Origin of the sequence: Providencia sp. PROV061, from assembly GCF_011045655.1 — a bacterium.
Lineage (GTDB): Bacteria > Pseudomonadota > Gammaproteobacteria > Enterobacterales > Enterobacteriaceae > Providencia > Providencia hangzhouensis.
In genome coordinates, this window is sequence record NZ_CP042861.1 from 801,573 (window position 1) to 824,801 (window position 23,229).

Sequence of the window (23,229 nt, forward strand, 5' to 3'; positions counted from 1 at the left end):
AAAATAAACCATGTTACCAATAAGGATTTATATAAGTATTATTTTTAATCTATTTTTGTATATTCCCTTATTAATAGGGCGGTTATTTAATAAAAGAGAGATTGGTCAAAAAATGATTGTTTATCATAGGTCTGGTTGTTTTTATTTTTAATTTTTAGGTTGATAAATCTTAATTACGTAAATACTACTAATAAATTATAATGAAAAATATGTTAATTTTATTAATGTTCAAAAAGTTTTATTATTCCAGGGAATATATTTTTAAAGCTAATTTATATATTTAATTAATATTAAATTTATTTTTAAATTTGAAATGAATTCTTTTTTATAAAAAATGTAAATTGTTTGTAATATCTTAACTATAGGTTAAATATTTTGCCTCATTCTTATGTTTTTTCTGTATCTTTTTGATTTGAATTGATTTTATGTTTTATTCTGTATCTTGTCATGAAAATGAAAAAACACTTGCGCAACAAAAGTGTTGCGCTATAATGCAATCAATAACATTTAGAAACACTTTTAAATACTTTATTATACTGAGTTATCTATTTTTATAATTTACTTATGCTAGGGAATTAATAAGGCCAACACTAATTTGGGAATCATACAAAGTTAGTGAATATTTAGGTCTTAACATTAAAAATAGATATAATTACTTAACAGTTAGCTCAGCTAAGTAAATGTATTTAGACCGTGATATAAGTGTTATTACTGGAGTGAAATGGGCTGACTACAGACTACGCATAGCAAGCGTCGCCGTAATACGGCAATTTCATATTATACTCTTCTATAGATAAAATAAGACTACACTTCCAGCGTTATCATTGAGATAGCGCTTTTTTTTTATTCCTAACTATCTCTTTAAATCTGGCTGTGCTCGAGATCAATTTGCCTCTCGTTTTATGGTGAAATAACTTCACGAAAAAATTTATCGGAGTATGATGTTGCCACTTCGCTGTGGGGATCGATATAAATACTTATAACGATAATTATACAACGGCGAGTTTCTCTGCCAAGGTCTGGCGTGAATGAATTGGAAGTAACAATGACTTGGTCTGATTTTAAATCTCGCTATCTCATCGGTTTTTGGAAACCATTACCTGCAGTTATTGCCGCAGGTATCTTATCAACCTATTATTTTGGCTTGACTGGCACGTTTTGGGCAGTTACGGGTGAGTTTACGCGTTGGGGCGGGCACATCATGCAATTATTTGGCGCTGAACCAGAGACATGGGGCTATTTCAAAGTTATTGGTTTTGAAGGTACACCATTGGATCGCATTGATGGTGTGATGATTATTGGTATGTTTGCTGGGTGTTTTGCCGCTGCGTTATGGGCAAATAATATTAAATTACGAATGCCTCAGCACCGTATCCGTATTTTTCAAGCTATTTTGGGTGGTATTATCGCTGGATTTGGTGCTCGTTTGGCAATGGGGTGTAATTTAGCCGCATTCTTTACTGGGATCCCTCAATTCTCATTACACGCGTGGTACTTTGCTGTTGCTACTGCGGCAGGGTCATACTTTGGTGCGAAATTCACACTAATGCCAATGTTTCGCATTCCTGTGAAACTGAAAAAAGTCAGCACCGCATCGCCGTTAACACAAAATCATAATGTGGCGAAAAGACGCTTTAAACTAGGAATGGTGATTTTCACATTAGCACTAGCTTGGGGTTTTTATACTTTATTAGACTCCCCTGTGATGGGTTTTGCTATCTTATGTGGTATTGGCTTCGGGCTACTGATTGAAAGAGCGCAAATTTGTTTTACCTCTGCATTTCGTGACCTGTGGATCACCGGACGCACACATATGGCTAAAGCTATCATTATTGGTATGGCAGTCAGTGCAATTGGTATCTTCAGCTATGTACAGTTAGGCGCAACGCCAAAAATTTTATGGGCTGGGCCGAATGCAGTGATTGGTGGATTACTGTTTGGCTTCGGTATTGTGCTTGCTGGTGGTTGTGAAACGGGCTGGATGTACCGCGCGGTCGAGGGCCAAGTCCATTATTGGTGGGTAGGTTTTGGTAATATCATTGGTGCTACGGTGCTGGCTTATTACTGGGATGATTTAGGTCCTTGGTTGGCGACTGATTTTGACAAAGTTAATTTACTTGAAACCTTTGGACCAGAAGGTGGATTGCTAGTCACTTATGGATTATTAGCGGTAGCATTTGTGTTGATGTTGGTCTGGGAAAAACATTTTTTCCGTAAACGTTCTCAAAAAGCATCTAATGTATCCGTGGAGGTAATATGAGTAATAAAGACATTATCCCTGATTATCGTTTAGATATGGTCGGAGAACCTTGCCCATATCCAGCAGTAGCAACACTAGAAGCAATGCCATCGTTGAAAAAAGGCGAAATATTAGAAGTGGTAAGTGATTGCCCGCAGTCGATTAATAATATTCCTCTAGATGCGAAAAACTACGGTTATACGGTGTTGGATATTCAGCAAGATGGGCCGACTATTCGTTATCTTATCCAAAAATAACGAATACGCGTCATATTTTGCACTGTCGCGGTGTTGGCTTCATGCGTTAGCCCTAGTCACATACTTGTGTATGCTCCTAGGTTCTAACTCATTTGCCGCCTTGCGACAGCACAAACTATTTAGCGTATTGGTATTGGTCATACTTCGCACTGTCGCGGTGTTGGCTTCATGCGTTAGCCCTAGTCACATACTTGTGTATGCTCCTAGGTTCTAACTCATTTGCCGCCTTGCGACAGCACAAACTATTTAGCGTATTGGTATTGGTCATACTTCGCACTGTCGCGGTGTTGGCTTCATGCGTTAGCCCTAGTCACATACTTGTGTATGCTCCTAGGTTCTAACGCATTTGCCGCCTTGCGACAGCACAAACTATTTAGCGTATTGGTATTGGTCATACTTCGCACTGTCGCGGTGTTGGCTTCATGCGTTAGCCCTAGTCACATACTTGTGTATGCTCCTAGGTTCTAACGCATTTGCCGCCTTGCGACAGCACAAACTATTTAGCGTATTGGTATTGGTCATACTTCGCACTGTCGCGGTGTTGGCTTCATGCGTTAGCCCTAGTCACATACTTGTGTATGCTCCTAGGTTCTAACGCATTTGCCGCCTTGCGACAGCACAAACTATTTAGCGTATTGGTATTGGTCATACTTCGCACTGTCGCGGTGTTGGCTTCATGCGTTAGCCCTAGTCACATACTTGTGTATGCTCCTAGGTTCTAACGCATTTGCCGCTTTGCGACAGCACAAACTATTTAGCGTATTGGTATTGGTCATACTTCGTGCTGTAGCGTTGTTGACTGCACTTATAGGCTTACTCTTCTTGTTCTTGCCAATTAGTAATATCTAGGACCAGCTCGCATTCATCATCCATATAAGCGCCTGTTGGTACAAAACCAAGTTTTTTGTAGAACTCAAATGGGCTTTCTTCCCCTTCACCACAGCTATTATAAAGGCGTGGGTATCCTTTTCTTTTTAAATAATGGATGACTTGAACTAGGGCTTCACGGCCGAATCCCAGCTTTTGGTAGGGTTCAGCAATCATAAAACGCCAAAGCATAATACCGTTATATTCTAATTCATCATCATCTAACCCAGAATGCAGCATGATGAAACCGACAGGGACATCATCGGCGTAAATGCCTCGATACCATGCGCAATCAGAAAACTGGGCTTCCACCATGGAATAGGCATTGTCAGCCACCATATTACGTTGTGCTTCACTAAGCGTATGACTTAGTAAGCAAATTTCAGAAAAATTATCGGCGGTGACTTTTTGTAGGGTAACCAGTGAATTTTCATCTAATTCAGGTTCGATGAGCTCTTTCATAACATTTCCTTCGACAGAATATTGACCATAATCATCAGTGATGGGCTATTTTTATTATTGTTGTTGAACATAATTAAATATTAGAAATTTGCGATATGGATATAAATCAATCAACCAGAGATTTCACTACCAGTCAATGACTTAATTGTGGCTATGTAAGCGGGATCTAAAAAGTGATGGCAACTTACTTAAGTGTGAGTTGCCATTGTGAGAGCGATAGAGGGGATAGAAACAAATTAGTGCTCGGCTTCGCCACCTAATACATCAATCAAGCGAGCGATTAATGCACTAAGTTCACCTGTCATTAATACGTAATCAGCATCAAATTTTTGCGCGTAGTCTTCTTTAGCGATGTCGTCATTTTGGTCTTTTAATGTATCGCTAAATTTGAGGCGCTTCAGGGAACCATCATCAGATAACATGAACTGGATACGCTCTTCCCAATCCAAGGCCAGTTTGGTAACGAGTTTACCGGCTTCAATGTGGGTGGCGATTTCATCAGAAATGAGTTCTTGCTTCTTACAGCGGATAATACCACCTTCTTCTAAGATAGCTTTTAGCTCCGCTTCATCCATGACGGCAAAACCTTGTGGTAATGAGCCCGAACGGATCCATTCAGTGAGTGTTAGCTCTATTGGGTCTTTAAAAGTCAGAGGGACGACAGGTAAGGAACCTAAGCTTTTGCGGAGTAAGGCTAAATTGTCTTCAGCGCGTTTTGCGCTTGCGGCATCAACAATAATTAATTGATTTACTGTATCAATCCAAATGTAGGTTTTACTGAATTTACTGAATGCACGAGGAAGGAGTGAGTGAACAACTTCATCTTTTAGTGAATCTTTTTCTGTTTTCTTTAGCTTACGGCCTTGGTCAGCTTCCAATTTTTCGATTTTATCCTGCAATTCTTGCTTAATTACAGGAGATGGCAGCATTTTTTCTTCTTTTTTAGCACAAATAAGGATTTGATTACCCGCAGCATGCGTCAATGCATCACCACCATTCATAGGGGAAACCCAGCCAGTTTGCATCATATCTTGGCTACCACAAGGGTGATAGGCGAGGGCGGCAAGCTGTTTCTCTAAATCATCTGCGGAGAGTGCCAAATCCCGATTCAGGCGATAGACCAATATATTCTTGAACCACATGAAAAACCTACCTTTGTTGATAAATAGCCAGTTAGAGCAGGGAGCTATGATAGCGAATTGTCTGTTATTAAGCGAAAAAAAATGCGCTATCGTTGAGGGCTGCTATCATTTCATTAGTTAGCTATTGATAATCCCCCTCAAAGCAAGCCATGATAGCTATAGAAGCCCTGACATAAAAACTTTAAATAGTAGAGAACATCATAATGAGAATAGGTATTGACCTTGGTGGAACCAAAATTGAAGTTATTGCATTAGATGACAGTGGCAATACTTTGTTTCGTAAACGTATTCCAACACCTCGTGGTGATTATGATGCGACACTTAAAGCGATAGCAAGTTTAGTGGCAGATGCAGAAACGGCGACTGGGTTGTCAGGTAGTGTTGGTGTGGGGATCCCTGGAACATTGTCTCCTGTGACTGGTAAAGTTAAAAATGCCAATTCCACATGGCTTAATGGTAAACCGTTTGATGCCGATTTAAGTCATCTATTAAACCGTGAAGTAAAAATGGCGAATGACGCTAATTGCCTAGCTGTTTCAGAATCGGTTGATGGTGCAGGTGCGGGTGAGAAGGTCGTGTTTGCTGTTATTATCGGAACCGGTTGTGGCGCAGGGATTGCGATAAATGGTCAAGTGCATTCAGGGGGAAATGGCGTTGCAGGGGAATGGGGGCATAACCCTTTACCATGGCAAGATGAGCAAGATAGGCAATTTCTAGCATCAGAAAGCTGTTATTGTGGGCTGACGGGGTGTACTGAATTATTTGTCTCAGGCACAGGGTTTATGGCGGACTACACGAAACTGTCAGGTTGCAAAAAAACGGGAATGGAAATCGTTGAATTAGCACAAATAGGGGATGAACATGCTGTCATCGCACTCGAAAACTACCTTAATCGCCTCGCAAAAGCTCTCGGGCAAGCCATTAATATGTTAGACCCAGATGTGATAGTGCTAGGGGGCGGAATGAGTAATGTTGATTGCCTCTATGAAGAGCTACCAAAGCGTATTCGTCAGTGGGTGTTTGGTAGGGAGTGTGATACACCGATTCGTAAAGCGGTGCATGGCGATTCGAGTGGGGTTCGCGGAGCTGCTTGGTTGTTTTCGTCCTAATTTACGCTGTCGCGGTGTTGGCTTCATTCGGTTACTCGGGTCATATACTTGTGTATGCTCCCCGAGATACCCTCTTTTGCCGCCTTGCCACAACTCGAATTATTTAGGAAAAATACTTAATTTCTAATCAAATGAAAAATATGTATAAAACTAATGATTAAATAATCATCTTTTATTTCTTAAATTAAATTTAGATTAATTTAAAATAATTTGATGGATATATTTATAGAATAAAAAGGATAAGTAAAAATAAAGGTGCTTTCTTGGCTAAATAAAGCACAGAAATTTAAGTTAAATAAGTTTCTTTAATACTCAGTGATATAAATCACAGTTCTTTTTTTCCTACGAAAAATATTCACAACTCCTCAATGGAATAAGTTGAGTTAATTAAGGTGAATTTGTCATCATTAATTCATTTTTGTGAGCTATATAAAAATCAAGCCCAATAAAAAGATGAAAACCGTGATTTAGTCACAAAAAATGGTTACTGTTTGCAGTGTATTATCATTAAAAATTGACGTCATGCACATAGTGTAAAATTTTAACGCTAACTTTGTTGTTTATTTGTTCAATTTTACAGGGTAGGTACTCAGATTTGAGAGGCAATTTTCTCTCAATAATGGCAACTAAGGGGATTACATGAATAAAGTATTAAAACTTTCAACGCTTGCTATGTTAGTCGCATTTAATGCGAACGCAGCAACAGTTGATTTACGCGTAATGGAAACATCGGATGTTCACAGCAACCTCATTGATTTTGACTATTATAGAGACAAGCCGACAGAGCAATTTGGTTACGTTCGTACCGCGACATTAATTAAAGCCGCTAAACAAGAAGCGACAAACTCAGTATTAGTGGACAACGGAGATTTAATCCAAGGTAGCCCATTAGCAGACTATATAGTAGGTGAAGGTTTAAAAGACGGTGAATCTCACCCTGCACATAAACTTTTAAATACTATGGGTTACACCGTAGGTAACTTCGGTAACCATGAGTTTAACTTTGGATTAGAATTCTTACATAAAGCTATTGATGGCGCAAAATTCCCATACATTAACGCTAATATTATTGATGCGAAAACGGGTAAAAACTACTTTAATCCATACATTATTGTAGATACACCGGTTAAAGATAGAGACGGTAAAACGCACACTATCAAGATTGGTTACATTGGCTTTGTTCCCCCACAAATTCTTATTTGGGATAAACCAAATTTAGAAGGCAAAGTTTTAGTTAATGACATTACTGAAACTGCGAAAAAATTTGTACCACAAATGAAAAAAGAAGGTGCGGATTTAGTTGTTGCTATTCCTCACTCTGGTTTTTCTCAAGAGCCATATAAAGCAATGGCTGAAAACTCAGTTTATTACCTCAGTGAAGTCCCAGGTATCGACGCTATCATGTTTGGCCACTCACACGGCGTGTTCCCTAGCAAAGATTTCAGCGATATCAAAGGTGTTGATATTGCAAAGGGAACAGTTAATGGTGTACCTGCGGTTATGCCAGGACAGTGGGGTGATCATTTAGGTGTGGTTGATTTAGTGGTCAATAATGATGATGGCGCGTGGAAAGTGGTTGATGCAACCGCTCATGCACGTCCTGTCTATGACAAACCAAATAAGAAAGCCTTGGTTGAGCGCGATGGCGACCTAGCAAAAATTATTGAACAAGAACACCAAGATACTCGTAAGTTTGTCGGAAAACATATCGGTAAAGCATCCGAAAATATGTACAGCTACTTAGCATTGGTTCAAAGCGACCCAACTGTACAAATCGTGAATGATGCTCAAATCGATTACACCAAAAACTTTATTCAAGGTGACCCTGACCTCGCAGATTTACCAGTTCTTGCAGCCGCAGCGCCATTTAAAGCGGGTGGACGTAAAAATTCACCGACTGAATTTATTGAAGTCGAAAAAGGTGATTTAACTTTCCGTAATGCTGCTGACTTATATTTATATCCAAATACATTAGTTGTCGTTAAAGCCACAGGTGCGGATGTCGTCGAGTGGTTAGAATGTTCAGCGGGAATGTTCAATCAAATCAACCCACAATCAACAGCACCACAAAGCTTATTGAATTGGAATGGTTTCAGAACTTATAATTTCGATACAATTAGTGGTGTAAATTACCAAATCGACCTGACTCAGCCAGCGAAATACGATGTTGATTGCCAAACAGTCAACAAAGATGCTAACCGAATCAAAAACGTAACCTACCAAGGTAAACCGATTGATCCAAAAGCAACCTTCTTAGTGGCAACGAATAACTACCGTGGCTACGGCGGTAAATTTGCTGGAACAGGTGATAATAATGTTGCATTTGCATCACCGGATGAAAACCGTTCTATTTTAGCGGCTTATATTGCTAAAGAGTCTAAAGATAAAGGACAAATTGCGACTAAAGCGGCTAATAATTGGTCATTCACTCCAATTAAAACAGACAAAAAACTGGATATTCGCTTTGAAACTGCACCAAGTGAAAAAGCAGCAAAATTCATCAAAGAGAATGCACAGTATCCGATGAAACAAGTCGGTACTGATGATATTGGTTTCGCTATTTATCAAATAGATTTAACCGAGAAGTAGTCTGAACACATTGATATCATTCAAGCCTACCTACGGGTGGGCTTTTTAGTGGCTAAATAATGTGTTTAAGAGGTACTTTTTAGAGGGGAAAATAGTGCTCGGAATATTAAGACAATTTTTACATTAAATATTCCGAGCAGTTATGATTAAGGTAACCATTATGGAGCTACTCATAAAAGACATTTAACATAGGTAACTTAGTGTGTTTATCATACTCAACTTTCACATATTCAGATTCTACCTTTTGGCCATTTTTTAAAGAACCAGTTATTGAAACATCTTTACCTTTTCGGTAACACGTAATATTCACTCGCTCTTTATGTTCAACCTTAACTGAACATTGTGGCTCATAGATATAACCTGTAAATGTAATTGTACCTCCTGATGAATTATTACTTGCATAGGTGAAAGAACAACTTGAAATGATTATAGCAACAACAGATGTTAATAAAGATAAACCTTTCATAGTCCACCCCCCTTAATAACACTTACACGATGGAACGTGTTTTTGTGCTCTCACTTTTAGTGTAGTTCAAATATCTATAATGCAAAACTAAAAATGAAAATATACTTAGAGTTTAGTAGGGTGATTGGCTAATGAATTGATAAATATCAACTTATGTAGTTGTCAAATTTCGCATGTTCAATTAATAGTCAGACGGTAACATGAGTGTAATAATAATAGTATAATTGTAAATATTTCTTTTTATTTCGATAAGCTATTTTGAATAAATATGTTTTATTGAGGGTGCTGATTAATTTAGAATAAGTTATAAGTTAAAACTATGATAATCATTGGTGATGACATTGAATTATTCACCTTGATTATATCAAATAAATAAAATCCTCTCGTATATATATTACGAGAGGATTATTTAAATTCTTAGTATTCTAGTTTATTTGAAAACTTTGAAACGAACATCGTCGTCCATAAAGTCTTTATCACCAGCGGGTGCATTAATCGAACCAAATACCATTTGAGCGCGTAATATCCAGTTAGCTGGTACATTCCATGTTGTTTGAACGTCATTATCAATCAGTGGATTGTAATGTTGCAAAGATGCACCGATATTTTCTTGTGATAATGCTGTCCAGACTGCAAATTGTGCGATACCACTGGCTTGTTCAGACCAAATTGGGAAATTATCCGCATATAAAGGGAATTGTTCTTGTAAACCTTTTACGATGTTTTCGTCTTCAAAAAACAGAATAGAACCAGCCCCTGCAGCAAAGCTATCAATTTTTTGTTCTGTTGAAGCGAAGGCTTGCTCAGGAACAATTTTACGCAGTGCTTCTTTAGTCATATTCCACAATTTTTTGTGTTCAGCACCAAATAAAATTACCACACGAGACGTTTGCGAGTTAAATGATGATGGTGAATGTTTAACTGCTTCTTTAATTAGTTTCGTGACGTGTTCTTCTGATACTGGTAAAGCATCGCCGAGGTTATAAATAGTACGACGATTTTTAATCATTTCGATAAATGCGTTAGACATTTTAGTCTCCTAGCTTTTCATTAGCGCACGGCATTTTATTGAATAAATCTTAGAAGCCGTAGTGTGTTTCAATGGTTATTACTATAACTTGGCGAATGAAAAATCATAGAAAAAAAATTTAACGATAAGGTTCAAATTTTTGCACTAAGTTAAGTTTTGCTTTTAATTTGTTTAAAATCAATGCATTAAATATATTTCTGGTGAGGTTTTATGATGGGAGATGACATTAATAGGCACAAATGAATAATATACATATAAAATAATTGAGCATAGAAAAAGAGAGAATAGATGGGTCATTAAAGAGCCTAGCAAGAGGCGGAATCCTGCTAGGCAAGAATGATAACTAGTTTTACTTAATTGAGTTCACTAACATTTTTGGTTATTTCGATTTTAGTTCCACCAAAATTATCAATGATGTACTTTCTTACCGCTTCAGTGTGGTACAGTTCTGCTAATTTGGCAAATTTAGGGTTATCCTTGTTATCTGTTTTAACAACTAATAAATTGATATTATTAATAATAGTCTCATCATTCTCTTCCCTAAATAACGAGTCAGTTAAAACGTTTAACCCGCCTTCTTGTGCAGCGGTATTACCTATGACTGCAATATCAACATCAGGCAATGCTCTTGGGCCATGAGCATATTTTATTTGCCTAAAAACTAAGTCCTTAGGGTTCGAGACAATATCATTAGTAGACCCTGTGGCTTGGTTAAAATTAGGTTTTAATGCAATTAACCCCGACTTTTCAAGTAATTTAAGTGCACGTATATGGTTGGCGGCATCATTGGGAATGGCAACGATAGATTGCTTAGGTAAATCAGCTAATTTTTTATGTTTTACCGAATATATGCCCATTGGCTCAAAGTAGGTGGTTGAGATCGCCGTTAATTGGTTATTATGATTTTTATTAAAATCTTTTAAAAACCCCCAAGATTGAAATGCATTAACATCAACATCTCCGTCAATGGTAGCGACGTTGAGTGTTATTCCATCGTCAATAATTTTGACATCAATATCGAGGTTGGCTTGTTTAGCTTCCGGTGATTGGGCAATAAATTTCCATATATCCGCATCACTACCGTGGCTGCCAATAATAATTTTTTGTGAAGTTACTTTTTGTGGTGCTGTAATTTCATTGGTGTCTTCTTCTTGGGAGCAAGCCACTATGGCTGATAACGACAAGGACAATAACACTGCAGGTAGTTTTTTCATTTGATGATCTCTAATTGGTTTTGTTCTCGGTATCTAACCAAATAAAAATAACGCTTTATAAATAATATTTTTTTCATATTTCTTATTTTCAGTTATATAAGATGTGAACTGTTACAAAAAGTTATATCGATATAGTTTTAAATTATTTTTAGTAATATCAGATGTGGTATTTAATCGAGTGATAAATATATCTTGAATTTTATTCATTATTTAAATAAATATTTTAGAAGGTCGATTAATATGTCTATAACACAATTACCCATTATTGATTTACAAGAACTCGAAAACCCTGAAACACGAGAGAATTTCTACAAAAAATTACGGGTTATTGCTAGAGAAATTGGTTTTTTTTATCTCGTTGGGCACAATATTCCTGTTGGTACACGTGAGCAACTATTCGCCACAACTAAACAATTTTTTGCCTTACCTCAAAGCGAAAAAGAAAGCATTTCGATGGAGCACTCAAAGCATTTTCGTGGGTATACAGCATCCACGGAAGAGAGCACTCGTAGCCAGCCAGATTACCGTGAACAGATTGATATTGGTGAAGAGTTACCTGCATTGCAAGTTAATCAAGATGACCCTATCTGGTTTAATTTACACGGGCCAAACCAATGGCCGCAATCTTTACCTGAACTTAAATCTCAGGCACTTGCGTGGCAAAGTGAAATGCGAACCATTGCAGTAAAATTAATTAAAGCGTTTTTAGTTGCACTAGAATTACCTGAAAATAGTTTTGATAAAATTATTGCCGAGCCGGCACAACATTTATTAAAACTTATTCATTACCCGGCAAGAGAAAATAATAATGAAGGAGAGCAAGGCGTTGGCGCACATAAAGATGCGGGGATCTTAACCTTATTATGGCAGGACAATAGTGGAGGCCTACAAGTTGAAACAGATGTAGGCTGGATAGATGTTGAACCTTTGGAAAATGCATTTGTGGTAAATATTGGAGAAGTATTTGAATTAGCCACTAATGGCTATTTACGTGCGAATGTTCATCAAGTTGTTAGGCGTAAAAATAGTCATTCTCGTTATTCTATTGCTTATTTTATTACGCCAAATATTTTTGCAGAAGAAGTCCCATTATTAAATTTACCCCATTATTTAGCGCAACAAGCGTTAGGGCCTGATAGCGATCCATTGAATCCATTATTTACCAACCTCGGAAAAAATGTCATTAAAGGGCGCTTGCGCTCCCATTTAACGGTCACACGTCGCTTTTATCCTAAGGAATATGAGCAAATAATAAGTAATAATAATATTATCTGAGCAGTCGAGTCGTTAGAGATATGATGATAAACCATATTGGAGCTAAAAATGTCAGAACAGAGCTATAAAAAGGACTTACAAGGTAAAGAATTATCTCCAGAAACCTTAATGATGAGTTATGGCTATGACCCTAAGCTTTCAGAAGGGTCAATTAAGCCACCTGTTTTTCTGACATCCACATTTGTATTTAAAACCGCTCAGGAAGGGAAAGATTTTTTTAACTTAGTTAGTGGGCGCACACAAACGAGCGAAAACCATAAACAAGGATTGGTGTATTCACGTTTTAACCACCCAAATAGTGAGATTGTCGAAGACAGACTCGCCCTGTATGAGGGGGCAGAAAGCGCAGCGCTATTTTCTTCTGGTATGTCGGCAATTACAACGTGCTTAATGGCAGTATTGCAACCGGGTGATGTGTTACTCCATTCTCAGCCACTTTATGGTGGAACTGAAACCTTATTTTTAAACACGTTAGCCCGTTTTGGAATAACTTCGGTTCCTTTTCAAAATGGTTATGAGCAAGAATCTATTTTAGACGTTGCTAAACGTATCGAAAAAGGTAAAAAAGTCGCGGCTATCTATATTGAAACGCCGTCTAATCCATTGAATACACTTGTTGATATTGAATTAATTAGCCAAGTGGCAAAGCAGATATCGACGAACCAAAATGGGCAAATTCCATTAGTCATTTGCGATAATACGTTGCTAGGGCCTGTATTTCAAAAGCCGTTGTCATTAGGCGCAGATTTAAGTGTGTACTCACTAACTAAATATGTGGGAGGGCATTCAGACCTAGTTGCGGGGGCTGTGGTTGGACGTCAGGAGTTAGTCAAGAAAGTGAAGGCGCAACGTAATGCCATTGGTACACAGCTTGACCCCCATTCTAGCTGGATGCTAGGGCGGTCATTAGAAACATTACAGTTACGTATGGAAAGGGCAAATGAGAGTGCAAAAATATTGGCTGAATATCTCCATCAGCACCCTAAAGTCAGCAAAGTGCATTTTCCTGCTTTTTTTCCGGAAGGGAGTGTGGAACATCAAGTTTATCAAAAACAATGCACTGGTGCAGGCTCAACCTTCTCTATCAATGTGGGGAGTAATGAAGCGGATGCATTTCGTTTTCTAGACAACTTAGCTATCTTTAAATTAGCAGTTAGCCTAGGAGGGACTGAGTCGCTCGCTAGCCATCCGGCGTCCACAACCCATTCAGGTGTTGCTCAAAAAGTCCGGGAGCATATTGGTATTAGTGATAATTTAGTGCGCTTATCAATTGGTATTGAAAATGTGAATGACCTTAAATATGCATTGGAACTAGCATTAGAGGCAATTTAATCATCAGGGTGGGGTTTTCCCACCCTGAATAATCACAAAATTGCGTTAACTGATGCGGTATTGTGCGGGAAGTTCGCTAAAACCAAGTCCATTGCCTTTTTTCACTGCAATTTGTACGGGGATGCGCTCTTTCATTGCTTCCACATGGCTAATTACGCCAATAGTTTTGCCGGATGCATTCAAACTTTCTAATGCATCTAGGGCAATATCTAACGTTTCTGCATCTAAAGTCCCAAAACCTTCGTCTAAAAAGAGCGATTCCAATTGTGTACGGTGACTCACCATATCGGATAGCGCTAGGGCCAATGCTAAACTCACTAAAAAGCTTTCCCCGCCAGAAAGCGTTTTAATGTCTCTAATGCTATCTGCTTGCCAGCCATCAATAACTTGTAACTCAAGGTTTGCTTGGTGGCTACGCTGTAATAAATAACGGCCATGAAGTTTTTCAAGTTGTTGATTGGCTAAAGAAACTAAGCAATCCAAAGTTAGGCCTTGTGCATAACGTCGGAATTTATCCCCTTCAGCGGAGCCGATAAGTAAGCTGAGATAGCTCCAATCGTCATAACTTAATTGGCTTTTCTCTATTTCTTGCAGTAAATCCTGTTGCTGATGGCGCAGTTGCTTATCTGCACTGAGTTGGTTAATTATCTGACCTTGCTTTTGGTTTATTTGCTTAATTTCTTCATCAAGTTGAGTGACTACTGTTTGTAATTGCGTTTCAGTAAGCGCCGAAAAATCAGCAATGCGTTGTTGATTCAGTACTTCAATCGCCTGTAGCCCCTCTTTATAACGTGTTTCACACTGAATACGAGCTTGGTTTATGCGCTGTTTTAGCTCTTCTAATTGTTGCTTTTCTTCGTGGCTTATTAACGCATCAAGAAAGGCTTGTTGATGGCTAAATGGGCTATCTGTAAGTGATTGAGTGAACAGGGTATTGGCTTGTTTTTGTGCCAGTTTTGTTTTTTCACTGGCGTCAATGAGCTCTTGATAGCTTCCATTCATTGAGGCGATGGCTTTATCAATCTCATTGAGTTGTTTACTTAATTGTTCCTGAGTTTGGAAAAGTATGGTTTGTTTATCATTCAATTGCTGAATGAATTGGCTGATAGCTAAACCAGAAAGCAGTGTTTTCCGTTGCGCTATTTTTTGCTCTAAATCTAACTCAATTTGTTTAAGACGATTTCTTTCTTGTTCAATTTGTTGAGTGAGAATACGGAGTTGTGCTGACTCAACTTTTAATGTGGCAGTATTGACTTCAATTTGTTGGCTAAGTGTTTGCGCTGCCATTTTTTGGTTATTAAAGCGCTCACTTCGCTGAGTAACTTCGCGAAACCATTCATCAAACTTATCTTTATCTGGCGCGCTTAAGTTAAATGGATTTAGGGTGGATTGCCATTGCTCTATTTGTATCTGTTTACGCTGTTGGAGCTGATTATGTTCTTTTTGGAGCTCATCAAGTTGTTGCGTTTGGTTTTTTAAACGCTCTTCGACTAATAACAGCTCTGATTGCAGCTGTGTAAAGCTAGCTTGTTGTTCATGTAAATGATGTTTGGCTTGCTGATATTCACGTTCTAGAGCCGCCATATCCGCCACTATTCTCTGTTGCGTAGCTAATTGATCCGTTAATTGATTAACTAAGAGGGTGACGGCTTGCTCATTTTGGGCTAGCTCAGGAGTGAGTGCTTGCTCACATGTCTTTTGCCACTGTTGGTTAAAAGCATCGAATTGTTCATTAGTTTGCTGTTGTTGCTGTAAGTTTTCGTTCTGACGTTGTTTTTGTGTGTGAAGTTGTGATTCTAACTGAGCTTGTTGCTGTTTTAATTGGTCGAGTTTATCTGTTAGTTCAATGAGTTGTTGCTGCGTTTCACTGAGATGGATTGATTGATAATCGTTAACTGCAGGGTGCTCTGTTGCACCACATAATGGGCAGGGGTTACCTGCTATGAGTTGCTGGCGCTCATGCTCTAGGCTGACAATTTTTTGTTCTAATTGTAATTTATCATTGGTTAGTTTGACGCGTGGGGCTAACTCATTAATACGTGTCAGGGCAATGCTCAACTCTTTTTGCGTTGCAGTGATACTTTGTGCTAATTCAACATCTTTTTGAATTTCTTTCTGTTTTTGTGTTTGAGTATTAAGGCATTGAGATAATATTAGGGGTAATAACTTGGCATGCTGTAATCGAGCTTGTAGCTGTTCAATGTGTTGGTTGATGGTCTTAACATCATGTTTTTCTTGATTTTGTTTGTAGGTTTCTTCTTGTTTTTTGAATGCGTCGGTGCTGCGCTCTAACTCGAGACGTTTTTGGGATAATTTTTCAGTTTGCAGCTGTTGTTGCCGCTGTAACTGTGCGACGCCATTTGAAAGTATTTGTTGTTTATTGTGTAAACTTGCCAGTTTGTCGGCTAATTCGAAAATAAAATGACCTTGTTGTTGCCAACTACCTATTTGGGAACTCAGTTCAGCGTCTTTTGGGTGCGCTTCTAGGGATAGGTTGTGTTTCTTTAACTCAATGTGAGCATTTTGGATCTGACTCTGTGTCTCATTAACTAAGTGTTGTTTTTGCTGAAGAGTTGTGTGTTGTTGTTCAATTTGCTGCGTAATTTCAGACTGTTGCTGTTTCAATTGTGCAATTTGGTTATCCAGAGGCCTGACAGTTTCATCAATCAATTGATGTTGTTGTTTAGCAAAATCAAGGTGTTGTTGATACTCGGATTGTGATTTCAACAACTTCTCTTGCAGTGGGGCACGTTCAGCTTGCTGAGTTTGCAAGCTAAGTTGCAAACGTTGTTGTTTATTCGTGTATTCAGTGAGTTGTAGTTGCTGGCGTTCAACTTCCTGCCACAACGGACGAAGGGATTCTGCCGGAGCGCTGTCCGCCAACCGTTTCAACTGAGGCTGAGCAGCTTGGAACTCAAGCTCGTTTTTTTTAAGCTCATCATCAAGTGATTGCATGCGCTGGGTGAGTTGGTGATATTGTTGCCACCAATTAACCCCTTGTTGGTGGCGAGCCCGCTGTTGCTTGGTTTGAGTCTCTTGTTCAAGTAAATGGTTTTGTTGTGCCAATAACTCTTGATGTTCTGCTTTAGTGAGTAAATTAATACTTTGCGCTTTCGCTTTTAGCAAATCTAAGTCAATTTTAGCTTGCTTGTGTTGATTAAAAACATAAATTGAAATTTGGCTATAAATTTCTGTGCCTGTAATTTCTTCAAGTAAATCAGCTCGTTCTTTCTCTGAAGCATTTAAAAACGCAGCAAAATCACCTTGAGAGAGTAAAATTGATTTAGTAAAACGCTCATAATCAAGCCCAGTTATTTGTGCTACTAATTCCTTTATCTCTGTGATTTTTACGGTCAATATTTTACCATCAGTAACCGTTGCAAGTTCCGCCTTAGGCTGTTGTAAATTGCCGTCAGGTTTTCCTCCTGCTCGTCTTTGGCTCCAAAAGGCACGATAAGCTTTGCCTTTGACCTCAAACTCCACCTCCGCAAGGCATTCCCCAGTGTGGCGAGTCATCAGTTCATTTTGTGCGTTAGAAATGGTTTTTAAACGCGGTGTTCGGTGATAAAGCGCGAGGCAAATTGCATCCAATAAAGTGGTTTTCCCTGCACCTGTGGCACCTGTAATGGCAAATAGCCCATTGCTAGCAAATGGCTCTTCAGTGAAATCAATTTTCCATTCACCTCTAAGGGAGTTAATATTTTTTAAACGTAAACTTAAAATCTTCATATTAACTTTCCTTGCTCATTTGTAATGCATCATAAGATTGTTGAAATAGCTGCACTAGGCGCTGTTCACGCTCAGGATCTTCTAATGACTCTTGGGCAAGGCGACGTAAAAAAACGTCTTCTACGGTGAGTTCACTTAATGTTTCATTGGTCAAGGTTTGGTTTTGTCCCTGTATTTGCTTGCGTGCACGGCGTAGTATCACGACGTCGACAGGGAGCTCTTGTGTCAATGCTTCAATACGTTGTTGGATATCGGCTAGGTAATCTTGTGAAGCGACTTCAATGTCAAGCCAAACTGGTTTATCACCTTGGTAATCTTTCCATATCTCTAATTGCTGTTCTATTTGGCTTAAGGAACCTTTAATGCTTTGTAATGGCTGAATAATGGGGATTTCCAAGGGGGTAATTTGAGTTAATTTACTGCCAGTGAATTCAATAAGGCAGACACTTTTTTGTTGCGCTGTTTCGTCAAAACTTAATGCAATAGGTGAACCGCAGTAGCGAATATTTTCTTGTCCTCCAATCACTTGGGGGCGGTGAATATGGCCAAGGGCAATATAGTCAGCAGGGGGAAAGGCCCCAGAAGGAAACGCATCTAACGTACCAATATAAATGTCTCTCACAGAGTCAGTTAAGGCTGCGCCGACAACGGTTAAATGGCCAGTTGCAATAATTGGAATATCCAACCCTAAAGCGGCTCGTTGTTCTAGTGCGAGTTGGTAGCTGGCTTGGTAATGATCATGAATAGCGCTTTGTAGTGAGCGTTGTTTCTCTTCAATATCTTGCCCTGCGATACTCAGTTGAATATCCCGAGGACGTAAAAAAGGAATGGCACAAACTAAGCCGATAGGTTGCGCTTGTTTATTCACTAATGTAATAACATGCGGCTCACTTCCAGATGTAATGACTTGTGTATTCAAGTAACGAAGTAGAGCGCTTGACTCATTGAGTACAGAAACAGAGTCGTGATTACCGCTTAAAATAACCAGTTGGCAACCTGTTTTTTGTAAGTCGACAATAAATTTGTTGTACAGCTCACGTGCATAGCTCGGTGGTGAACCTGTATCAAATATATCACCTGCAACGATGACGGCATCAACATGGTGTAGTTCTACTTGCTCAACTAGCCAATTTAAGAAATGTTGGTGCTCAGGCGCACGGCTTTTGGTAAAAAAATACTGACCAAGGTGCCAGTCTGAGGTATGAATAATGCGCATGAGTTATCAATTCCTATCATCAATAATGAGCATGAACGTTCGATAATGAGAGTATACCTGATCCATATAATGGGTGAGGGGTGTTTGTGACTTTATTACCATGTTGCGGAAATATTTCACTTAAATGACATTTAACCGTTAAAATAAAGATTAATATGCGTTTTACCCATTGATATTCATAATTCTGTCATAAAAGTGACGCATAATGCTTTCACATTTTAAATGTCTTCTTAATTTTACAGGAACAATCATGGCAAGACGCATTCTAGTTGTTGAAGATGAAGCGCCCATCCGAGAAATGGTTTGTTTTGTATTAGAACAGAATGGTTTTCAGCCTATTGAAGCTGATGATTATGACAGTGCGATTGCACAACTCGTTGACCCGCTACCCGACCTCGTCCTACTGGATTGGATGATCCCAGGGGGCTCCGGTATCCAAGTAATTAAACATATGAAGCGTGATAGCGCAACACGTGACGTTCCTGTCATGATGTTAACTGCACGAGGAGAAGAAGAAGACCGCGTAAAAGGTTTGGAAGTTGGCGCGGATGACTATCTTATCAAGCCATTTTCACCTAAGGAATTAATTGCTCGGGTAAAGGCAATTTTACGTCGTATTTCACCAATGGCGACGGAAGATATTATTGAAATGAATGGGTTAACATTAGACCCTACCTCTCATCGTGTGACCAGCAATGACATCCCTATTGATATGGGGCCAACTGAATATAAATTACTACATTTTTTCATGACTCACCCTGAACGCGTATATAGTAGAGAACAGTTACTAAATTATGTCTGGGGAGCCAATGTGTATGTTGAGGATAGAACCGTTGACGTGCATATTCGGCGGTTAAGAAAGGCACTAGAGACGGAAGGTCATGATAAAATGGTACAAACTGTACGTGGTACAGGTTATCGTTTTTCTATCCGTTATTAAAACCCACAAAGGGAGAGGCATGCGTGCTTGAACGTTTATCGATTAAGCAGCTGATTTGGGGGCTGTTTTTATTTATCTTACCCGCCCTTATTTTATCGGTTTTTATTGGCCACCTAGCGTGGCTATTAGTGATATCGCTACTTGCTGCACTGATATGGCATGGGTATAACCTGCTCAAGCTTTCTTACTGGTTATGGCTAGATAAAAGTATGTTGCCCCCTGAAGGGCGAGGTGGGTGGGAACCCATTTTTTATGGTATCTACCAGATGCAGCAACGTAATCGAAAACGCCGCCGTGAATTAGGCCAGTTAATTAAACGGTTTCGTAGTGGTGCAGAATCACTACCTGATGCAGTGGTAATGATGACAACCGAAGGGAATATCTTCTGGTGTAATCGCCATGCGCAGGCTTTACTCGGCTTTCGTTGGCCTGAAGATAATGGTCAACATATTTTTAATTTATTACGTTATCCTGATTTTAGCCGTTACTTCACCATCAAACGTTATGACCAAGCGCTGACTATCGAGCTCAATAGTGGTGAAATCGTTGAGTTTCGTATCTTGCCATATACCGAAGGGCAGTTATTGATGGTTGCGCGAGATGTGACAGAAAAACGTCGTTTGGAAAAGGCGCGTAGGGACTTTTTTGCGAATGTGAGCCATGAATTACGGACTCCCCTCACTGTCATTCAAGGTTACCTAGAGGTTATGGATGACCAAGAAAACGTGACTGCGGTCAATAAAAAAGCACTGCATGTTATGCAAGAGCAAACGCACCGCATGGATAACTTAGTTAAGCAGCTTTTGCAGCTATCACGCATCGAAATTGCCCCTCAAATTAACCTTGATGAGCAAGTGAATATCCCTGTCATTCTCAAAATGATTGAGCAAGAAGCGCTTAGTTTAAGCCAAGGGCGTCATCAATTTGAATTTCATGTTGATGAAAAATTGCGTGTTCATGGTAATGAAGAGCAATTACGTAGTGCAGTGGCGAACTTAGTCTATAACGCGATCAGCCATACGCCTGAAGGCACCAAAATTTGGGTTGATTGGCAGAGAAGCGGGCAAGGGGCGCGTTTTAGTGTGAGAGATAACGGGCAAGGGATACCCGCAGAGCATATCCCTCGTTTAACCGAACGTTTTTATCGAGTAGATAAAGCACGTTCCCGCCAAGGCGGTGGAGGTACTGGCCTTGGGTTAGCTATTGTTAAACATGCATTACAACATCATAGTAGCCAGTTGGTGGTGACGAGCCAGTTAGGTAAAGGGAGTGAGTTTTCATTTACGTTACCAACAGTACTAATTGTTGATGATAAAAAACTTAAAAATGGGTAAATAATTCCACTTTATTAATATGATCAAAATATTAATAAAGTGGATTATTTCTATTCACCAGTCCATATAGGTATTCAATTCAATATTCATATATTTAATGCTGATAATTGTCGTCACGTTAATTATATATTCTGTTAAATAATCAATTATAATCACTAGAAAAATATGAGCTGTTCATTTTTCGAACAAAGCATATAACGAGTATTGGGATTTTACTGAAAGTAATCACTAGTTCTGAAAATTAGTTTAGTTATTTATTCTTGTTTTTAGGTTTGCTATTGCCTTTTTGCCCTATAAAAGTTCTACTTGTTGTCAGTTATTGGCGAATTTTTCTGTTTTTTGACTTTTCATTTCGTGTGATACAAGCAAATATACTTTTTTATATTGTTAACAGTATGTTTATCAGAATTCTATCTCGCTATATATATTTCAAAGGGTTGCTAAGTGTAAACCCATAATTTTCTATTTTGTCACTTAAAAATAACATAATATGGCTCATCGTTTATCATCAAGAGATATCATCGCATTAGGCTTTATGACTTTTGCGCTATTCGTCGGGGCAGGAAACATTATCTTTCCCCCTATGGTTGGTTTGCAGGCAGGGGAACAAGTTTGGACTGCGGCACTAGGGTTTTTGGTTACTGGTGTGGGTTTACCTGTTTTGACGGTTATTGCGCTGGCTAAAGTGGGTGGGGGTATTGAAGCGCTCAGTACGCCTGTCGGCAAAACTGCAGGGCTACTATTGGCGGTTGTTGCTTATTTGTCGGTAGGGCCTCTATTCGCAACGCCAAGAACGGCAACTGTATCTTATAAAGTCGGTATCGCACCATTATTCGGTGGTGAGTCCGATATGCTATTACTGATCTACAGCGTGGTTTACTTCGTTCTAGTTATTGGTATTTCATTATACCCAGGAAAACTGCTCGATAGCGTTGGGCACATTTTAGCGCCTGTAAAAATGCTAGCTTTGGCTATTTTGGGTATTGCGGCTGTCATGTGGCCTGCGGGTGATCCGATTCCGTCAACAATAGAATATCGTGAGATGGCTTTCTCGAACGGCTTTATCAATGGTTATCTGACAATGGATACCCTCGGTGCGATGGTATTTGGTATCGTTATTGTTAATGCGGCGCGTTCAAGGGGTATCGAAAACTCTTCATTATTAACTCGTTATACTATGTGGGCAGGGTTAATTGCAGGGGTATTATTGACGCTGGTCTATTTGTCATTGTTTAAGCTTGGTGAGAATAGTGGTTCGTTAATTCCAAACCCTGCTGATGGCGCTGACATTTTACATACCTACGTCCAATATACTTTTGGTAATTACGGTAGCTTCTTCCTCGCGGTATTAATATTTGTTGCTTGTATGGTAACTGCCGTCGGCTTAACTTGTGCTTGTGCAGAGTTCTTCAGCCGGTATGTACCGATTTCTTACCGTAAACTGGTATTGATCCTAGGTGTGTTCTCCATGGTGATCTCAAACTTAGGTTTGAGTAAGTTAATCGCCTTCTCATTACCCGTGCTAGTTTCAATTTATCCACCTTGTATTGTATTAATTTTATTAAGCTTTACTTTGAAGTGGTGGAAAAACCCAACGATAGTGATTGCGCCGACAATGTTAGTCAGCTTTGTGGTCGGTTTAATTGGCGCCGTAAAAGCGTCAGATCATCTGAAAGGTTATATTCCTGAATGGATGACTGCAATGCCACTGTATAAGCAAGATTTAGTCTGGGTATTACCAACTGTTGTTGTGATGGTCGTGGCAATTTTATGCGATAAGTTTGTGGCACCCGCTGCGCAGCATAAACAAGTATAGTAATTTCAATTATTGAATCGAAGGGCCGCTAATGTTAGCGGCCTTTTTTTGTGTAACCAGAGCGGTTACATAACTCGTTTTGAATGGGGCTAATGATATTTTTTTGTTGAAGTTAGTACGGAGTACTAGTAGATTGGATAGGAAATGCGCAAGGAGGTGCAAATGAATTATTTAGAGTTTGTTGAAACTAGAATTTTTAGTTAGCAACGTAA

The 23,229-nt window shown here is 39.1% G+C and carries 16 protein-coding genes; 9 read left to right on the plus strand and 7 right to left on the minus strand.

Annotated features, from left to right (window positions below; translation table 11 throughout):
- The first annotated feature begins 1,045 nt into the window (after positions 1-1,045).
- Together yedE and yedF are read left to right on the plus strand one after the other, a co-directional pair.
- Positions 1,046-2,260, plus strand: a complete 1,215-nt coding sequence (yedE, locus tag FVA72_RS03545; RefSeq protein ID WP_004905600.1) for a selenium metabolism membrane protein YedE/FdhT — start codon at positions 1,046-1,048, stop codon at positions 2,258-2,260.
- A complete protein-coding gene (gene yedF / locus FVA72_RS03550) occupies positions 2,257-2,496 on the plus strand; it encodes a sulfurtransferase-like selenium metabolism protein YedF (protein WP_004905598.1) in 240 nt (79 codons plus the stop codon). Before yedE ends, yedF begins: the two co-directional genes overlap by 4 nt.
- 813 nt (positions 2,497-3,309) lie before the next feature.
- Here yedF and FVA72_RS03555 read toward each other — a convergent pair.
- Both FVA72_RS03555 and rdgC read right to left on the minus strand, forming a co-directional pair.
- Positions 3,310-3,825 carry a GNAT family N-acetyltransferase gene (locus FVA72_RS03555; protein WP_004905596.1) on the minus strand — a complete coding sequence of 172 codons (516 nt, stop codon included), beginning with the start codon at positions 3,823-3,825 and terminating at the stop codon, positions 3,310-3,312.
- Positions 3,826-4,061: 236 nt separating this feature from the next.
- Positions 4,062-4,967: a recombination-associated protein RdgC gene (gene rdgC / locus FVA72_RS03560; protein WP_004905595.1), complete on the minus strand. Its 906-nt coding sequence runs from the start codon at positions 4,965-4,967 to the stop codon at positions 4,062-4,064.
- Positions 4,968-5,170: 203 nt separating this feature from the next.
- Between rdgC and mak the strand changes: the two genes are divergently transcribed.
- Both mak and FVA72_RS03570 read left to right on the plus strand, forming a co-directional pair.
- Positions 5,171-6,076 carry a fructokinase gene (mak, locus tag FVA72_RS03565; protein ID WP_110592410.1) on the plus strand — a complete coding sequence of 302 codons (906 nt, stop codon included), beginning with the start codon at positions 5,171-5,173 and terminating at the stop codon, positions 6,074-6,076.
- 639 nt (positions 6,077-6,715) lie between these two features.
- Positions 6,716-8,665, plus strand: a complete 1,950-nt coding sequence (locus FVA72_RS03570; RefSeq protein ID WP_004905590.1) for a bifunctional 2',3'-cyclic-nucleotide 2'-phosphodiesterase/3'-nucleotidase — start codon at positions 6,716-6,718, stop codon at positions 8,663-8,665.
- Between the two features lie 166 nt (positions 8,666-8,831).
- Here the strand turns inward: FVA72_RS03570 and FVA72_RS03575 are convergent, their stop codons facing one another.
- The 3 genes from FVA72_RS03575 to FVA72_RS03585 form a co-directional block, all read right to left on the minus strand.
- Positions 8,832-9,131, minus strand: a complete 300-nt coding sequence (locus FVA72_RS03575; protein WP_094961944.1) for a type 1 fimbrial protein — start codon at positions 9,129-9,131, stop codon at positions 8,832-8,834.
- A 430-nt stretch (positions 9,132-9,561) separates the two neighbouring features.
- The gene (locus FVA72_RS03580) at positions 9,562-10,161 is read right to left on the minus strand and encodes a nitroreductase family protein (RefSeq protein WP_004905586.1); all 600 of its coding nucleotides are present in this window, start codon (positions 10,159-10,161) and stop codon (positions 9,562-9,564) included.
- A 353-nt stretch (positions 10,162-10,514) separates the two neighbouring features.
- Complete coding sequence (locus tag FVA72_RS03585; RefSeq protein WP_004905584.1) at positions 10,515-11,375, minus strand: MetQ/NlpA family ABC transporter substrate-binding protein; 861 nt, start codon at positions 11,373-11,375, stop codon at positions 10,515-10,517.
- Positions 11,376-11,615: 240 nt separating this feature from the next.
- Between FVA72_RS03585 and FVA72_RS03590 the strand changes: the two genes are divergently transcribed.
- Positions 11,616-12,650, plus strand: a complete 1,035-nt coding sequence (locus FVA72_RS03590) for an isopenicillin N synthase family dioxygenase (RefSeq protein ID WP_110592409.1) — start codon at positions 11,616-11,618, stop codon at positions 12,648-12,650.
- 48 nt (positions 12,651-12,698) lie between these two features.
- On the plus strand, positions 12,699-13,982 hold the full coding sequence (locus FVA72_RS03595; protein ID WP_110592408.1) for a cystathionine gamma-synthase family protein: 1,284 nt from the start codon (positions 12,699-12,701) through the stop codon (positions 13,980-13,982).
- A gap of 45 nt (positions 13,983-14,027) precedes the next feature.
- Here the strand turns inward: FVA72_RS03595 and FVA72_RS03600 are convergent, their stop codons facing one another.
- Both FVA72_RS03600 and sbcD read right to left on the minus strand, forming a co-directional pair.
- Positions 14,028-17,711 (minus strand): AAA family ATPase, encoded by a 3,684-nt coding sequence (locus FVA72_RS03600; protein ID WP_110592407.1) that lies wholly within the window; start codon positions 17,709-17,711, stop codon positions 14,028-14,030.
- A 1-nt stretch (position 17,712) separates the two neighbouring features.
- On the minus strand, positions 17,713-18,927 hold the full coding sequence (gene sbcD / locus FVA72_RS03605; RefSeq protein WP_110592406.1) for an exonuclease subunit SbcD: 1,215 nt from the start codon (positions 18,925-18,927) through the stop codon (positions 17,713-17,715).
- 250 nt (positions 18,928-19,177) lie between these two features.
- Here sbcD and phoB point away from each other — a divergent pair, with 250 nt between their 5' ends.
- The 3 genes from phoB to brnQ all read left to right on the plus strand — a co-directional run bounded on the left by phoB (position 19,178) and on the right by brnQ (position 23,017).
- A complete protein-coding gene (gene phoB, locus FVA72_RS03610; RefSeq protein WP_036958559.1) occupies positions 19,178-19,867 on the plus strand; it encodes a phosphate regulon transcriptional regulator PhoB in 690 nt (229 codons plus the stop codon).
- 23 nt (positions 19,868-19,890) lie between these two features.
- Entirely contained in the window at positions 19,891-21,201 is a 1,311-nt protein-coding gene (gene phoR / locus FVA72_RS03615; protein WP_004905567.1) for a phosphate regulon sensor histidine kinase PhoR, read from the plus strand.
- Positions 21,202-21,691: 490 nt separating this feature from the next.
- Entirely contained in the window at positions 21,692-23,017 is a 1,326-nt protein-coding gene (gene brnQ / locus FVA72_RS03620) for a branched-chain amino acid transport system II carrier protein (RefSeq protein WP_004905565.1), read from the plus strand.
- Positions 23,018-23,229: the final 212 nt, after the last annotated feature.

Bases quoted from the DNA above. Each gene is read 5' to 3' on its own strand.
- sbcD (WP_110592406.1), bottom strand. From the start codon at position 18,927: ATGCGCATTATTCATACCTCAGACTGGCACCTTGGTCAGTATTTTTTT.
- FVA72_RS03585 (WP_004905584.1), bottom strand. From the start codon at position 11,375: ATGAAAAAACTACCTGCAGTGTTATTGTCCTTGTCGTTATCAGCCATA.
- FVA72_RS03595 (WP_110592408.1), top strand. From the start codon at position 12,699: ATGTCAGAACAGAGCTATAAAAAGGACTTACAAGGTAAAGAATTATCT.
- FVA72_RS03570 (WP_004905590.1), top strand. From the start codon at position 6,716: ATGAATAAAGTATTAAAACTTTCAACGCTTGCTATGTTAGTCGCATTT.
- rdgC (WP_004905595.1), bottom strand. From the start codon at position 4,967: ATGTGGTTCAAGAATATATTGGTCTATCGCCTGAATCGGGATTTGGCA.
- FVA72_RS03555 (WP_004905596.1), bottom strand. From the start codon at position 3,825: ATGAAAGAGCTCATCGAACCTGAATTAGATGAAAATTCACTGGTTACC.
- FVA72_RS03580 (WP_004905586.1), bottom strand. From the start codon at position 10,161: ATGTCTAACGCATTTATCGAAATGATTAAAAATCGTCGTACTATTTAT.
- phoB (WP_036958559.1), top strand. From the start codon at position 19,178: ATGGCAAGACGCATTCTAGTTGTTGAAGATGAAGCGCCCATCCGAGAA.
- brnQ (WP_004905565.1), top strand. From the start codon at position 21,692: ATGGCTCATCGTTTATCATCAAGAGATATCATCGCATTAGGCTTTATG.
- mak (WP_110592410.1), top strand. From the start codon at position 5,171: ATGAGAATAGGTATTGACCTTGGTGGAACCAAAATTGAAGTTATTGCA.
- FVA72_RS03590 (WP_110592409.1), top strand. From the start codon at position 11,616: ATGTCTATAACACAATTACCCATTATTGATTTACAAGAACTCGAAAAC.
- yedE (WP_004905600.1), top strand. From the start codon at position 1,046: ATGACTTGGTCTGATTTTAAATCTCGCTATCTCATCGGTTTTTGGAAA.
- FVA72_RS03575 (WP_094961944.1), bottom strand. From the start codon at position 9,131: ATGAAAGGTTTATCTTTATTAACATCTGTTGTTGCTATAATCATTTCA.
- FVA72_RS03600 (WP_110592407.1), bottom strand. From the start codon at position 17,711: ATGAAGATTTTAAGTTTACGTTTAAAAAATATTAACTCCCTTAGAGGT.
- yedF (WP_004905598.1), top strand. From the start codon at position 2,257: ATGAGTAATAAAGACATTATCCCTGATTATCGTTTAGATATGGTCGGA.